Source organism: Mesorhizobium silamurunense (genome assembly GCF_014843905.1).
Lineage (GTDB): Bacteria > Pseudomonadota > Alphaproteobacteria > Rhizobiales > Rhizobiaceae > Mesorhizobium > Mesorhizobium silamurunense.
The window spans coordinates 1-13546 of sequence record NZ_LPVS01000023.1 but is presented as its reverse complement, the minus strand read 5'-3'; the positions used below and the strand labels follow the sequence as shown (position 1 = coordinate 13546).

General features: G+C 62.9%; 16 protein-coding genes. 9 read left to right on the top strand and 7 right to left on the bottom strand.

All coding sequences use genetic code 11. The features are described 5' to 3' along the window. Nucleotides 1–606 precede the first annotated feature (606 nt). Nucleotides 607–897 (bottom strand): DNA-3-methyladenine glycosylase, encoded by a 291-nt coding sequence (locus AU465_RS05255; protein ID WP_376774822.1) that lies wholly within the window; start codon nt 895–897, stop codon nt 607–609. Nucleotides 898–1022: 125 nt separating this feature from the next. On the opposite strand from AU465_RS05255, the gene AU465_RS05250 reads away from it, so the two are divergent. After that, on the top strand, nt 1023–1316 hold the full coding sequence (locus AU465_RS05250; protein WP_192244638.1) for a hypothetical protein: 294 nt from the start codon (nt 1023–1025) through the stop codon (nt 1314–1316). Beyond that, nucleotides 1264–2748: a winged helix-turn-helix domain-containing protein gene (locus AU465_RS05245; protein WP_192244636.1), complete on the top strand. Its 1485-nt coding sequence runs from the start codon at nt 1264–1266 to the stop codon at nt 2746–2748. Before AU465_RS05250 ends, AU465_RS05245 begins: the two co-directional genes overlap by 53 nt. Nucleotides 2749–2832: 84 nt before the next feature. Here the strand turns inward: AU465_RS05245 and AU465_RS05240 are convergent, their stop codons facing one another. Both AU465_RS05240 and AU465_RS05235 read right to left on the bottom strand, forming a co-directional pair. Continuing rightward, nucleotides 2833–3402, bottom strand: a complete 570-nt coding sequence (locus tag AU465_RS05240; RefSeq protein WP_192244755.1) for a DNA-3-methyladenine glycosylase — start codon at nt 3400–3402, stop codon at nt 2833–2835. An 82-nt stretch (nt 3403–3484) separates the two neighbouring features. Next, entirely contained in the window at nt 3485–3871 is a 387-nt protein-coding gene (locus AU465_RS05235) for a VanZ family protein (RefSeq protein WP_192244634.1), read from the bottom strand. Between the two features lie 103 nt (nt 3872–3974). On the opposite strand from AU465_RS05235, the gene AU465_RS05230 reads away from it, so the two are divergent. Continuing rightward, nucleotides 3975–4142, top strand: a complete 168-nt coding sequence (locus tag AU465_RS05230) for a hypothetical protein (protein ID WP_192244632.1) — start codon at nt 3975–3977, stop codon at nt 4140–4142. 25 nt (nt 4143–4167) lie between these two features. Here the strand turns inward: AU465_RS05230 and AU465_RS05225 are convergent, their stop codons facing one another. From AU465_RS05225 to AU465_RS05215, 3 genes are all read right to left on the bottom strand, one after another. Continuing rightward, the gene (locus tag AU465_RS05225) at nt 4168–5316 is read right to left on the bottom strand and encodes an amidohydrolase (RefSeq protein ID WP_192244630.1); all 1149 of its coding nucleotides are present in this window, start codon (nt 5314–5316) and stop codon (nt 4168–4170) included. Nucleotides 5317–5342: 26 nt separating this feature from the next. Continuing rightward, nucleotides 5343–5762, bottom strand: a complete 420-nt coding sequence (locus AU465_RS05220) for a hypothetical protein (RefSeq protein WP_192244627.1) — start codon at nt 5760–5762, stop codon at nt 5343–5345. A 117-nt stretch (nt 5763–5879) separates the two neighbouring features. After that, nucleotides 5880–6605, bottom strand: a complete 726-nt coding sequence (locus AU465_RS05215; protein ID WP_192244625.1) for a hypothetical protein — start codon at nt 6603–6605, stop codon at nt 5880–5882. 248 nt (nt 6606–6853) lie between these two features. Between AU465_RS05215 and AU465_RS05210 the strand changes: the two genes are divergently transcribed. The 6 genes from AU465_RS05210 to AU465_RS05190 all read left to right on the top strand — a co-directional run bounded on the left by AU465_RS05210 (nt 6854) and on the right by AU465_RS05190 (nt 11968). Then, nucleotides 6854–7528, top strand: coding sequence for a hypothetical protein (locus tag AU465_RS05210; RefSeq protein ID WP_192244622.1), 675 nt, complete (start codon nt 6854–6856; stop codon nt 7526–7528). Between the two features lie 170 nt (nt 7529–7698). Then, nucleotides 7699–9018, top strand: a complete 1320-nt coding sequence (locus tag AU465_RS05205) for an aspartate aminotransferase family protein (RefSeq protein ID WP_192244620.1) — start codon at nt 7699–7701, stop codon at nt 9016–9018. A gap of 24 nt (nt 9019–9042) precedes the next feature. Further along, nucleotides 9043–10146, top strand: a complete 1104-nt coding sequence (locus AU465_RS05200) for an NAD(P)/FAD-dependent oxidoreductase (protein WP_192244618.1) — start codon at nt 9043–9045, stop codon at nt 10144–10146. A 147-nt stretch (nt 10147–10293) separates the two neighbouring features. Then, nucleotides 10294–10482, top strand: a complete 189-nt coding sequence (locus AU465_RS36305; protein WP_246505883.1) for a hypothetical protein — start codon at nt 10294–10296, stop codon at nt 10480–10482. 40 nt (nt 10483–10522) lie between these two features. Next, nucleotides 10523–10867: an EF-hand domain-containing protein gene (locus AU465_RS05195; protein ID WP_246505882.1), complete on the top strand. Its 345-nt coding sequence runs from the start codon at nt 10523–10525 to the stop codon at nt 10865–10867. A 141-nt stretch (nt 10868–11008) separates the two neighbouring features. Beyond that, the gene (locus AU465_RS05190) at nt 11009–11968 is read left to right on the top strand and encodes a DMT family transporter (RefSeq protein WP_192244616.1); all 960 of its coding nucleotides are present in this window, start codon (nt 11009–11011) and stop codon (nt 11966–11968) included. Nucleotides 11969–12017: 49 nt separating this feature from the next. Here the strand turns inward: AU465_RS05190 and AU465_RS05185 are convergent, their stop codons facing one another. Next, the gene (locus tag AU465_RS05185) at nt 12018–12557 is read right to left on the bottom strand and encodes an imm11 family protein (RefSeq protein WP_192244614.1); all 540 of its coding nucleotides are present in this window, start codon (nt 12555–12557) and stop codon (nt 12018–12020) included. Nucleotides 12558–13546: the final 989 nt, after the last annotated feature.

Genomic DNA, 13546 nt, shown 5'->3' with positions numbered 1-13546 from the left:
GGTAGTCGTAATCGACGAGACGTCATTGCCAAGGTAGCAGCACCCGAGTCCGCCGGCAGCAAACTCAATAAAACAACGCGCCAGCCTCTGTGCGGTGCGGGTATTCGTGCGCATGGTCCTCCCGAAACCGGAAAGCGTGCGCCAAGTCATTCCGCCCGACCTTGGTCAGCAGGGATTTGTTCCGAGGTCGAGACGTGCGAGCGGTTGTGCCGGCCGGGCGATGCACTCTCATCGAGAATTCGGAGTAAAATGGCGGGTCTCTGACACCGCTCAAGCCAAATCGGCCAAATCGACGGGTTTTATATCTAGACCCGAATTGCCTGTTAAACAAGGCTTATTCCGGTTTTTATTTTTGCCTTCCGCGGGATTTTCTTGCCGCTGGTCAGTCAATAACGTCGCAACATGATGTCTAAACGCGCCACCTCTGGGCGCCGGACCAGTTCATCGGCGAGTGGACCGGTAGCCGCAGCTCTACAAGGTGGGTGTGCTCGCCCTTTTTGACAGACGGCGCTTGCCGGCGAACATGATGTCGAACGGCCCGCGTCACCTTCGAGGCCAGGTCAGGCGGAGCCGGCATAGCCGGCTCTGGTGGGTACCGCGCATCGCTTAGAACTTCCGGCTAAGATAAGGCGGTCCGCCGAGGCCGAACCGCCATTCTGCCTCCACGCCCTTTGTGATGCCGATCCTGCGTCCGATCAAGATAGCGGCCTCGTCGGTTTCGGAGCGGGCAAACTCGAAGGGCGGGGCGGTGAGCGACAGGCCGTTGTGCAATCCGTCGATGCCGAGCGCCTGGCAGAGCTTTCCCGGACCGGAGCAAAGCAGCCTGCCGTCGTCCGTTCCCCGATTGACGCGCATCGCCGCGATGCCGAATTGCGGCTGGATCGCGCGGATCAGCACAGCGCTGCCCGGCAGGCACACCGCGTTCAGGCACCAGTGAAATGCGGATTTCAGCAGAATTTCAGAACTCCGTCGGTACGGCGCGGGCAATCTCAGGCATGCTGATCCAATAGACGGAGGCAGCCATGTTCGACGATCAAGCCCGCACCCGCGCACGCCAGGAACTCTTCGAGATCGTCGCCAGTGGAATCGTCAACCCCGGCTATGCGCCGCCCGGCGCGCTGATTGAGATGCTCGAGATCGCCGCCACGGACCTGAAGGGCGATCGCGCCGCGCAGCAGCAGCCCAGTCCAACGGATATCTTGACGGCGCAGAATGATAGCCGAATAGGTCATTGGATGTTGTGCAAGGGCAGGTCGCTGTTCCATGGCGGAATCCGCATCGCAGGGGGTCTTGCAACTCGGCGACTGCCAGCTTGATCTGGAGCGCGGCCTGCTGCTGCGGGATGGGGCAGCGGTGCCGCTGCGATCAAAGGCGTTCAGCCTGCTTTCTTATCTGGCTCGAAACGACGGCAAGGTCGTCACCAAATCCGATCTGATCTCCGCGGTCTGGGGCAACATAGCCGTCACCGAAGATTCCCTCACCCAGGCGGTGCGGGACATAAGGAAGGCCCTCGACGACAACAACCAGGCGATCCTGAAGGCCGTGCCCAAGCGCGGCTATGTGCTTTCGGCTCCCTGTCATAAGCCTTCGGCTTCACAACCGGTCGTCGCGGTCGTGCCGTTCGAGGACGGCCGGGCGCCCGGCGAGACTTCGGATCCAGTGATCGGCGCCTTCGCGGACGACGTGGCCGACAGGCTTGCCCGCTTCCACACGGTGACGATCCTGAACCGGGAGACGGCGCTCGCCGCCTTCCGCCAGGCGCAAGGCCATGGCCTGCCGATCGCGGTGCGGCCGGATTATTTTGTGCGAGGCTCCGTCATTCGCAGCGCCGACCAGTTGAAGATCAGTGCCAAGCTGGTCGACGCGCAAGCCGGAACGCTGGTCTGGGGCGAGAGCTACACGGCGGTCGCGCCTGACCTGTTCGCGATTCAGGATGAGATTGCCTACCGTGTCGTGAACCGGCTGGTGTCAAATCTGGAGGCGGCGGCGTTGCGGCGAACCGCCGGCAAGCCGACGCAGGACCTTGCGGCCTATGAACTGGTGACGCGAGCGATCGTGCGCTTCCGCGGCTATCGTCCCGACGACAATAGCGAAGCCTTGAACCTGCTCAAGGCAGCGATTTCACGCGACCCGGACTATGGGCTAGCCCACGCCTATATCGCGTTGGTGGAACTGGCGATTGCCGATTACGGAAGCGCGCCGGAGGATGTGATCGCAAGCTGCATCGAGCGTGCCTCGCTTGCCGTGGCGCTGGCGCCGGACGAACCCCGTTGCCATCGCATCCTGTCACAGGCGCGGCTTGCCGCGCGCGACCACAAGGCGGCCGAGCACCACATGCGACGCGCGCTCGACATCAACCCCTACGACGCCGACACGATGATGCAGATGGGTCATGTGCTGTCTTTGCGCGGACGACCGCGCGACGGGTTGGAGTTTCGCGGTAAATCCTCTCCATGCCGAATGGTATCATTGCGATCGAGCCCTCGCGCTTTACGCTGCCCGCGACTATGGCGGCGCCGCAACGGCGATACAGCGCCTGCCTTACGGGCCTCGACGGTGGTCACTGCTTGCGGCTGCGCTGGCGCGCTCCGGCGACAGGGCCGGCGCGCGGGAATGCGTCATGCACATCCGCAAATCGGACCCTGGCTTCTCGCCGGTAAGCCACTTGCGCGCGAGTATCGAATTCGAGAAGCCGGAAGACAGCGATCATCTCGTCGAGGGCTTCGAAATCGCCGCCGCAATTGCTGAATGAGAGATGGTTTTTCGGCCACTTGATCAAACCGAGGTTTTGAAAGGTCGGATGACGACGCTATCGCGCGGTGCGCGCCGCGCTCAAAACCTGCGGCTAAGATAAGGCGATCCGCCGAGGCCGAACCGCCATTCTGCCTCCACGCCCTTTGTGATGCCGATCCTGCGTCCGGTCAAGATAGCGGCCTCGTCGGTTTCGGAGCGGGCAAACTCGAAGGGCGGGGCGGTGAGCGACAGGCCGTTGTGCAAGCCGTCGATGCCGAGCGCCTGGCAGAGCTTTCCCGGACCGGAGCAAAGCAGCCTGCCGTCGTCGGTTCCTCGCCTGCCGCGCATGGCGGCGATGCCGGATTGCGGCTGGATCGCCCGGATCAGCACGGCGCTGCCCGGCAGGCACACTGCGTTCAGGCACCAGTGCAGGCCGTAGGAGCGGTAGACATAGGCGCTGCCGGGAGCGCCATACATCGGCGCGTTGCGCGGCGTGCGGCCGCGATAGCTGTGCGAAGCCGGATCGTCGGGGCGATAGGCCTCGGTCTCGACGATGACGCCGCCGATGCCGGCGAGACCGAGCCGCGCGCCGATCAGCTCGCGCGCGACCGCAAGGGCGTCGCGGGCGAAGAAATCGCGCGCCGTACCGGAGCCGGCGCTAGGCGGCACGAGCGCCACCGCATCGCCGAGACACCGAGCCTGTTCGATTGTTGCAGGCGCCTCGCCGCCAAAAGCCAATCATTGGAAGGCCCTAAACCTTCGAGCCTAGCGGGCGATCGCTGTTTTCCCGCTTGCGGCGCGCGACCACCGCGGTCGCGACTGCAAGGATAATCCGTCCGAGGGCGATGCCTATGAGGCCGGCCGCCGCTTTCAAGAGGGCATCCTGGAGCCGGGCATGCCGGCCGGGATCGAACGCCTGGAGCAGTTCCAATACGCCGGCCACGGCGCAGACAAACAGCATTGCTTGCGCCAGGCGGGCGCGGAATCCGAAGGCCAAGGCAAGGCCGAACAGAGCATAGGCGAGGGCGCGTTCCGTATTCGCGTCACCCAGGTGCGGCCGCAGTTGAATAGGTGAGAGCGTGGCGAACGTGATGGCCGCAAACAGCACGAGCGCGGCAAAACGGGAGATCAAGGTCATCCCCGCTCATACAAGCGCTGAGCCGGCATAACAATACAGGCGCGTTATGGCGCGCGCGCCGACGAAAGGGTGTCCGGCCGCCCCTGCGCACTAGATAGCAGGCATGGATACGCTCTTTGCCTTGCTGCTGTTCGTCGCGGTCATCGCGATCATCGTTCTCGCCGGCAGATGGAATACGTCGGATGCCGACCACTATATGGGTTTCGACAATCTCCGCAGGCCGCGCAAGAAGGGGGCTCCGAACAGCGGCAAGGATACGAGTGAGAAGTGAGGATCGCGCCCTTCCTTCGGGGGCCTCAGCCGAGCAGATTGCGCGCCGTGCGCATGAAGATCCGCGAGCCGATCGGAATCAGGTCGTCCGGAAAGTCGTAATCGGGGTTGTGGAGCGCCGGGTAGCGATCGCCGGCGCCGAGGAAGAACATCGCCGATTTGGCATTGTGGCCGAAGATGCCGAAGTCCTCCGAGGCGCGCATCGGCAGCGCCTCCTCGCCGCGCGAAACACCTTCCTCGTCCAGCGCCCGGTTCAGATGCTCCACTGCGTCCGGCGCGTTGACGCTGGCGACGAAAATCTCGTGGTAGTCGCAGCGCACGGAAAGACCATGCTCGGCCCCAATCTTCGCCGCCAGCGCCTCCGCTGCGGCGACCAGCTCCGCCATCCGCTCGTCGCGGCGGGTACGCAGCGTCGCCCACACCTCGGCGTAGCCGGGCGCGATGCCGAACACCGCTTCGCCCATCGAGCAATGGGTGACGGTCACCATGCCGAAATCGTCGTCGGCGAAGGCGCCGCGCCCGAGCGCCGGCAGTTGCGGCATCAGCTGGCTCACCGCCAGCATCGGCGACACGCCGGTTTCGGGCATGGAGGAATGCGCGGTCTTGCCCTCCAAGATGATCCGCATGCCGCGCGAGGCGCAGTTCACCACGCCGGCCTTGAGCCTTACCTCGCCGAACGGCACGCCCGGCAGATTGTGCAGCGAGAAGGCGAAATCAGGCTGGATCTCGAAAAAGCGCGGATCGGCGACGACGCCGGCCGCGCCATTGCCGGTCTCTTCCGCCGGCTGGAACATCAAAACGACGCGGCCGCGCGCCGGCCTCTGGCGCCCGAGCTGGCGGCCAAGCGCGGCCAGGATCGCCGTGTGCCCGTCATGGCCGCACATATGCGACTTGCCGGGCACTTGCGATGAATGCTCGACGCCGGAAAGCTCGTGGATCGGCAGTGCGTCGAGCTCCGAGCGGAACAGCACCGTCGGCCCAGCTTGCCCGCTGTCATAGACCGCCGCCACGCCATGGCCGCCCAGTCCGGTCAGCACCTTGTCCGGCCCCGTATCGGCGAGGAAATCGACGACCTCCTTGGCCGTCTTCTCCTCCTCGTTGGAGATTTCCGGCTGCCGGTGCAGCTTGCGGCGCCATGCCGTCAACTCGATGAGGTCTCGGTTGGTGAGGGTCATGGATGGGGCTCCGCTGGCGCTGTAAGTCACACGAACACGATAGGATTTTTCTCGCGCCGTGCCATGCGGATCATTTCCGTTAGTCCATCGGCGAATTCCCCAACCCATGCATCGGAGCTGGATTCGATGAACTTCAATTCGCGTTCGAGCTCACCGAAGCTCGACTCCTCGATCACGTCTCCGACACCGCTGTTTGAAAAAAGGACGATCCGTTCTAGGCTCAACCCTTCGCCGCGGTGGCTGGCAATCGTGTCGCGAAGCGCGGCGACGTGGAGGATATTTCCAACTCGCCACGAGCGCGCCGTAACACCGTCCCAGTCGAGATTCACGCCCTCGGGATGGATAACCCAACATTCGCCCGTTATCGGCTCCCGCTGAAAGCGATACCCGGGGAATTCCCGTTCCATCGCCGAGACACCTTTGAAAACCGCTACGTCGAGACCCATGTCGATCCTCCGAGGAAAGCAAAAGTCATCAAGCGGAGAAGCAAGTCAATGTCCGTCGGGTCTCGATTTGGGCGGAAAGCGGGCACCCGGAATTTCTGCTACCGCTTCTCAATCGGCTCAACCATCCAAGTCGGCCGCAACGCGCTGAAGCACTTTGCGCGGCTCATCGGCAATGACATCGCCGTGGCTGACGATGACCCGCTTGAGATCCGGTTCATCGGCCCATTTCCGGAACGCCGTCGCCAGCGCCTTTTTGTCTTTGACAAACATCCATCTGACGACGCGCGGTATCTGGGGTTGCGACACGCCAAACCCAAGCAGACGCGCCATTATGTGAGCGCCGATCCCATGAGGGTGCCGTACGTTTGCGAGAAGGTCGTTGATGACAAGCGTGATGCCACTCTCGCGGCGGATGAGAAGCGCAGCTTCCTTGCCTTCTATACCCGGCACGGTCTCCAGCTCGACGGAGGGATCGGCCCAGATGGCGCTCGTGGCATCGACTTTCACGGCTTTCTCCACTGCATCCCGCGCACCCGGCACACAGATGACCTTCGCCTCTGGATAGCGAGCCTTCCATGGCCTTATGTCGAGGCGGTGACCGGGACCGGGGACTATGAGGAAGCTGGGCGCGCCGAGCGCTTCGATTTCTCGCATCTGAGGCTCCGCCAACGGGATGGCGCTCCAGATCGCCGTTCGTTGACCGCTCAGTCCGACCACGGTCATTCGACGGGGAAAATAACCGAGCGGCATATGGATTTCGCCCGCGACAGTCAGCAGACCCTCGTCCAGCTTTTCCAGCTGGCCGTGCGGCCCAACCTTCCACTTGTCATTGAACCTTGGCATGCGACGCCCTCGGCTAGCTCGCGCCCATCAATCGTTTGGCGACAAATTCGTTCCTGGCCGCGGACGCTAGTCTTCCGAGATCGCCGACGTTCGCGCATCTTCGCTTCGGAGAGTCCGCTTGACGAATTGAAAATGGACTATCTGTATTCGCGTGTGCGGTCGAGTAATCGCACAATTGGTTAAGTGACGTTTAGCTGGAAGGTGGGTGATTGGTGCCTAATCGGACATCCGACACATATGACGCGCATATGTGGGACTATCGCGACTATCTTCGAAGTATAAACCGCCCTCTGGCGGAAGAATATATACGCAAGAAAAGCCATCACGTGTCCTCAGCCATCGAAGTGTTGGCCAACGGCGTTCCAGTTGCTCTGGCCATCGCGCAGCTTCACGAAGCAATTCGTCGCTCGGCTGCGAGGAATTTCTGGCCGGTAATCCGCGAGACAAAAGGCCTGCTTCTCGTTCGATCGACTGACACAGGTCAGGAGTACCCTTGGCCATGGGCCCGAACAAAAAGGGGCAATATGCGCTTCAAGCTGCCTGGCCACCTCATTTTCTCGCCATGGCTCCCAAATTTCCATCGCGCTCTGCGCAGTCACATGACCTGGCTTCAGCGAGTGGCGGGTCATGTCAAAGCCCTGGAAAACAAGGATTATTTTTCTATCACGCACCTTCCTCATTGGATTTGGGATGCAACGCTGGGAGCCAAGCACATCATTCCGGAGATCCAAGCGTTTCAAGGGTTTGCCATGCCGGACAGCATAGCCGCTCTGGATAGGTGGTCCGATGAACCACAGCGCGGTTCGAATATTGTGTTACGGATTTCGCGAGGGACGCTTTGTCTACGACGACGGCTCGGATCATTGCGAGATCGAAATTCCCGACGCGTTCAGCAGGCCTCTCCTGGTCCCATCAATGCCTGATCGCGCTTTGCAACTGCACTTGGTCCGGGCTGGAGCGCGAGCCTATTACCCGTAACTCGCCTTGAGGCCTTGCCCTGGCGCTCGATCGCGCGGACAGCACGAATGTGGTCACGTTGCATGCCCCGCCTGGCCGATTGCGCAGCTGCGCGACAAAGCCATACGATCGAGCCATGCCGCATTATCCAGACGCAATGCCTCTGTCGAAGACCCTGTTCGAGCGCGCCAGGAGGGTGATGCCGGGCGGCAATACGCGCACCACGGTCTTTGTCGACCCTTTTCCGATTTATGCCTCGAAAGGCGAGGGCTGCAGGGTGTGGGATGTGGACGGCAACGTCTACTACGACTGCATCAACAATTTCACCGCGATGATCCATGGCTACAGGCAACCCGATGTGGCCGCCGCCGTGGTTGACCAGCTGCCGTTCGGCACCGCCTTTGGCGCTCCGACGGTCAGCGAGATCGAGCTTGCCGAACTGCTTGTCGAGCGGCTGCCCTCGGTCGACCAGATCCGCTTCGCCAACTCCGGTACCGAGGGCGTGATGATGGCCATAAAGGCCGCGCGCGCCTTTACCGAACGGCCAAAGATCGTCAAGATCGAGGGCGCCTACCATGGCTCCTACGACTTCGCCGAGGTCAGCCTGGACAGTTCTCCCGCCAACTGGGGCGACCTGCCGAACTCGACGCCCTACGCCAGGGGCACGCCGCGCGGGGTGCTGGACGACGTGATCGCCGTGCCCTTCAACGACATTGAGGCGTTGCGCGCGGTCTTCGCCGCTCACGGCGACACCATCGCCGGCGTGCTGATCGATCCCATGCCGAACCGTGCCGGACTGATCCCGGCGCGGCAGGACTATCTGCGCGCCATGGTCGGGATCGCCCACGCAGCGGGTGCCCTGGTCATCTTCGACGAGGTGATCTCGTTTCGCCTCGGCTATTCGGGCGCGCAGGGGCTGTGGGACATCACGCCCGACCTGACCGCCCTGGGCAAGATCATCGGCGGGGGCTTCCCCGTGGGCGCCGTGGGCGGCCGCGCCGACATCATGGCGGTGTTCGATCCGACCCGGGGCAAGCCCGCTCTTCCGCACGGCGGCACATTCACCGCCAATCCGGTGACGATGCGCGCCGGACTTGCCGCGATGCGGGTGCTGACCAAGGAAAGCTTTGCCCATCTCGATCACCTTGGGACGCTGCTGCGCGACGGGGTCGCCACCTCGCTCGGCAGGCATGGTCTTGCCGGCCAGTGCGTCGGCCTGGGCTCGCTCTTCAAGGTCCATTTCACGTCGCATCCCGTCACGGATTACAGGTCCGTCTATCCCGGCCAGGCTGAGCGCAGGAAGCTCGACGCCTTCCACAAGGGCCTGCTCGGCCGTGGCGTCCTGTCCGCCAGCTATGGCCTGTTCGCGCTATCGACGCCCATGACTGAGGAGGACGCCCGAAACATTCTGCAGGCGATCGACGAGACCTTGGGCGATATCGCCGGGCAGTCCTGAGACAACCAGCCAGGAGGACTAAGAATGACAGCCTCGCCTCATGTCGTGGTGATCGGCGCCGGCACGTTGGGATTGTGCTCGGCGCTTACCCTGGTCGAACAGGGCGCGCGCGTGACGGTGCTTGAAGCCCAGTCAATCGCCTCCGGGTCGAGCGGCAGGGCGGTCGGCGTGGTCGGATCGCAATTCACCGATCCATTCGAGATCATGCTTCGTGTTCATTCGCTGCGCCGCTTCCGCCAATGGGAGAGCCAGGGGCTTGGCTTCAATCATATCGGCTACCTGCGGTTGGCACGGACGCAAAAGCAGATGGAGCTGTTTGCGAAGTCGGCGGAAATCCAAGAGGAGGCCGGCCTGCGGTCGCGCCTCTATCGTGCGGACGAACTGAGGCAACTCATTCCTCACATCAGCCCGGATGGGCTGGAGGGCGGGCTGTTCGGGCCTGACAATGGCTTTCTCGATCCTCACGAGATGTGCAATTTCCTGGCGCGGATGGTCCGCGCCCAGGGTGGCGAAATCCGCCAGTATCGCAAGCTGCTTGGGGTAAAGCGGCGGTCCGGCGGCTATACGCTGGAGACCGGCGGCGATTCGATCGATTGCGATGTCGTGGTCAATGCCGGCGGAGCCTGGGCGCCTCAGGTGGCCGAACTTTTCGATCAGCGCCTGCATATTTGGCCCGAGCGCCATGAGGCGGTCGTCGTGCATCTCGACCAGCCGCTAGACTACACAATGCCGATGGTCATGGATCTCGTGAACGGCGAGGGAAGCGGCCTCAATTTCCGCCACGAGAAGCGCACCGAACTGATTGCCGAGATCCACAAGGTGGAACAATCGAAGGTCAGACTCGCGGAACTCCTCCTCGAGCGGCTGCCCGATCTGCCCGACGCGCGGCTCGGCCGGGGTTGGGCGGGTCTTTATCCTGTGACCGCCGACCATCGGCCTTTCGTGGGGCCGATCGATGCTTCCGAGCCGACCTTGGTGACTGCCGCCGGCGCCGGAGGCTACGGCATCCAGTTGGCTCCTGTGATCGGGCAGATCGCGGCCGACTGGGTTCTTCACGGCGCGCCGGTTTCCGCGCCCGGCACGGAGAGCCTGTCGCCGTCGGCAGGGCGAAGCGTTGCGCTCAAGTAATTGAGCGATGGAACTCCGCAGGGTGTCCGCGTCACGGGCGTAGCAGCGCCGCGACCTCCTTTTGCGCCAACACCTATTGCCGAGCCGAATACTTGAAACGTTTTTCGAGGCCGTCGGCACTCGGGCCGGAACCATAGGACCGAGAGCATGTTGAGCTGTGCATCTCAGTTTGAAGCACAGCTCAAGGGAGAAACCGATGAAGTTTCCACACCGAACGGCAGCCGTTGCCGCTGCTTTGATATTCATGAACTTCCCGGCCCTGGCCCAGACAAGCCCTACGCCGGAGCCCACGCCGATGCCGCAAAAGCCTGGACCGATCGCAACATCGGAGACTGACGCTCAACCCGCAGTTCCGACGCGCGATATGATCCGCCGGATGGTCGACGAGGCGCTCCAGGAAAAGCTGCAGGAGGATCGTGCGGCTGAACAAGGACCCCGGCACGGCGGACGTTGGCATCGCCAAGACGAAGAGGGCCGGCACGCTGGCGACAGAATGGCTGGAAGGCCCGATCGGATGGGACCGCGCATGATGCACGGCGCCAGGATGCAGATCATGTTCGCGATCATGGATGCCGATGGCGATGGCGCACTGTCGCAGAGCGAAGTTCAGGATCTGGTCGGCAGGATCTTCAATGCTGCCGACGAGGATGGCGACGGCAGCGTCGATCTGGATGAGATCCAGTCCTTCATGCACGGTTCTGGGGGCGGGCGCATGCGGTAGCAACCCCCCAAGCAACCCGGACGTCCCAACCCTGCGGCAAGCGCCTTCGCGCCTACAAGCCAAAGGCATATGTGACGGCCATGGGTTGAGATATATTGCGGCTACGGCCTTGGGCTGGCGTTTTGCGCGAGGGGGCATGACATGCAGGCGGTGCCGATAGCTCATCCGGCGGAACAGTCCGCCGTCGCCTCGATACCTTCACTCTCCGGCTATCCGGCCGCCGTGCTGTGCTGGCTTCTGTCGGCCGGCGTCTATATCGCGGCCAAATGGGTGGCGCCGGAAATGCCGCCCTGGGGGCTCTGCTTCTGGCGGCTTGCGCTGGCCTGCGCCATCCTGCTGCCGATCGTGCATCGCCATCACGGCGCGATGGTAGCGCTTCTCAAATCCCGGCCCCTGGAGATCGCCGCCGTGGGAGCGATCGGCCTGACGCTTTGCCAGGGCATGATCTACCGCGGCCTCGCCGACACCGACGCGACCACGGCCGGCATCATCATGGCGCTGTCGCCGGTCATGACGATGGTGCTCGCCCGTTTCGCGCTCGGCGAGCCACTCGGGCTTTGGCAGGCGCTCGGCGCGCTGGCGGCTCTCGCCGGAATGCTGGTCATCGTCGCGCATGGCGACCTGACGGCGCTCGTGCAACTGCGCTTCAACCTCGGCGAATTGTGGATCGTCGGCAGCGCCTTCTGCTGGGCGCTCTACACCGTGCTGGTGCGCCGTTCCAAATTCGGCATCGAGCTCCTGCCGCTGGTCGTGCTCCTGCTCGGCGCCGGCGCGCTGGTCGCGCTGCCTTTCCATTTGTGGGAACTGTTCAACGACGAACGCTCGGCCATGAATGTGCATGGCTGGCTTGCGCTCGCCTATCTGGCGGGCCCGGGCGGCGCGCTGATGTATTATCTCTACAACCGCAGCGTGGAGACGCTGGGCGCCAGCCGGGCGAGCATGCTGCTTTACCTGCAGACGCTGTTCGTCGCCATCCTCGCCTATCTGCTGCTCGGCGAGAGCCTGCACGATTACGATTTGCTCGGCGCCGCCTTCATCGTCGCCGGCATCGTGCTCGCCACGGCGCTGAAGCCCAAGCCGAGTGCCGTGCGCGCGGCATAGGCTGCGGCTCTCCGGCAGCGGCGGCGCGTCGGTATATGCCGACGGCCGTTCAATCGCGGAGGCTTCCGTCCGATGTCCATCGAGGCTTGAACGAGACGGTCCGCAGCACCGCCGTGCGAACCCGACCAACGAACATGTCGTTGACGAACACCGGCGACGCTCGCATCGGCAGCTTGAACACCTCGGCGGTGCCGATTTTGTCCGCGTCGAACGCGTAGCGCTCGATCGCAAGAATGTCGCCGTCGTCGAAATAGACGATCTCGGACCGCTCCCGGTCCAGCGCATCGATCACATTGGTGACGTTGAAGAGCCAGACCTTCTCGCCGCGCAGCGGGATCAGCTCGCCATAGGGAGCCAGCGACGCCGCCAGCGCGTCGACGGCCGGCTTGCGCAGAAGCGGCACGTGCTCGCCGAGCCAGGGGAAGTCGGAATAGACGGGGTCACCGTCCGACACGCGCTGCATGACCGGCGGCTCCCAACTGCCCAGGGGCGTTCCATCCAGACTGAAGAAAACCTCGAAATAGCTGTCATCGACCGGGAGCACCCATTCCTGCCCCTCCACGACAGCGAACTCATAGATGGTCGTCATCGCTCGATGTTCCTCATTTTGACCGAGGCGTTCGACTGTGGCCCGCGTGCTATCGCGCGACCTTGATCCGCGGCAGGTCGCGGGTCAACGCGCGAAAAACGACGCCGTAATACATGTTGCGGGTGGCTGGGTGCGCCGGCGCCGCGGCAGGCGACCAGCATGGGCTTCGCGCCGGCGGCCTCTTGCCAGCTGCATGCCATGAAGCAGCCGCCGGTGCCCAGTCCGCGCCGCCGTCACGAGGCAAGTTCCAGCACTGGGCCCTTTGCGGCCCGCAACACGACTTCCAATATTTAGACATCTCTAATATGATGTGCAGGGGCATGAGGCGATTTCCATGTGTCAGCCGCGAAGACGTATCGCGTTGGCTTGGCTGGTCTTAGCCAGCAATGCGGACGCTCACGACTGGTACTCAAACAAGACTGACCCGGTTTTTCATCTTAAGTGCTGCGGCAACAAAGATTGTCAACCGATCGATTCCAGCAATGTTAGTCCTACTAGAGACGGCTATCTCGTAAGGCAACCTCAGCCCTACTATCGGAATGATCCCCCTACAGGAATGTGGTTTATCCCCAGAGGACGCGTCCAGGCTGCACCGGATGAACGGTATCACATCTGCGAGACTTTGATCCCAACAGCTCGCGTCGGCAGATACAGGATGAGGTGGATGTGCTTCTTTGCGCCTATGAGCACGGGCTCTATCGCGCAGAGCCACTAGGCGGTGCCTTACGGCCTGTCGACATCCCTGACACGGGAGCGGCCCGGAGCCCTTGTTGGGTTTGGTGGCGTGGGCAAGGGCCACCGGGCCTGACCGGCGGGACCTAGTACGGGGACTTCGCTAAGAGGGCACCGGCTGATAGAAATATGCGCTTCTGCTAATACAATTGGAACGCATCCCTAAGGACGAAGCGGGCCACCTTAGGTAGGTAGTGTCGGGTCCTGGTGACCTTGCCCCTTTGATCTAATCCGGTTTGAAGTTCGTTCTGGCCCAT

Bases quoted from the DNA above. Each gene is read 5' to 3' on its own strand.
- AU465_RS05250 (WP_192244638.1), top strand. From the start codon at position 1,023: ATGTTCGACGATCAAGCCCGCACCCGCGCACGCCAGGAACTCTTCGAG.
- AU465_RS05245 (WP_192244636.1), top strand. From the start codon at position 1,264: ATGGCGGAATCCGCATCGCAGGGGGTCTTGCAACTCGGCGACTGCCAG.
- AU465_RS05235 (WP_192244634.1), bottom strand. From the start codon at position 3,871: ATGACCTTGATCTCCCGTTTTGCCGCGCTCGTGCTGTTTGCGGCCATC.
- AU465_RS05230 (WP_192244632.1), top strand. From the start codon at position 3,975: ATGGATACGCTCTTTGCCTTGCTGCTGTTCGTCGCGGTCATCGCGATC.
- AU465_RS05225 (WP_192244630.1), bottom strand. From the start codon at position 5,316: ATGACCCTCACCAACCGAGACCTCATCGAGTTGACGGCATGGCGCCGC.
- AU465_RS05220 (WP_192244627.1), bottom strand. From the start codon at position 5,762: ATGGGTCTCGACGTAGCGGTTTTCAAAGGTGTCTCGGCGATGGAACGG.
- AU465_RS05215 (WP_192244625.1), bottom strand. From the start codon at position 6,605: ATGCCAAGGTTCAATGACAAGTGGAAGGTTGGGCCGCACGGCCAGCTG.
- AU465_RS05210 (WP_192244622.1), top strand. From the start codon at position 6,854: ATGTGGGACTATCGCGACTATCTTCGAAGTATAAACCGCCCTCTGGCG.
- AU465_RS05205 (WP_192244620.1), top strand. From the start codon at position 7,699: ATGCCGCATTATCCAGACGCAATGCCTCTGTCGAAGACCCTGTTCGAG.
- AU465_RS05200 (WP_192244618.1), top strand. From the start codon at position 9,043: ATGACAGCCTCGCCTCATGTCGTGGTGATCGGCGCCGGCACGTTGGGA.
- AU465_RS36305 (WP_246505883.1), top strand. From the start codon at position 10,294: ATGTTGAGCTGTGCATCTCAGTTTGAAGCACAGCTCAAGGGAGAAACC.
- AU465_RS05195 (WP_246505882.1), top strand. From the start codon at position 10,523: ATGGTCGACGAGGCGCTCCAGGAAAAGCTGCAGGAGGATCGTGCGGCT.
- AU465_RS05190 (WP_192244616.1), top strand. From the start codon at position 11,009: ATGCAGGCGGTGCCGATAGCTCATCCGGCGGAACAGTCCGCCGTCGCC.
- AU465_RS05185 (WP_192244614.1), bottom strand. From the start codon at position 12,557: ATGACGACCATCTATGAGTTCGCTGTCGTGGAGGGGCAGGAATGGGTG.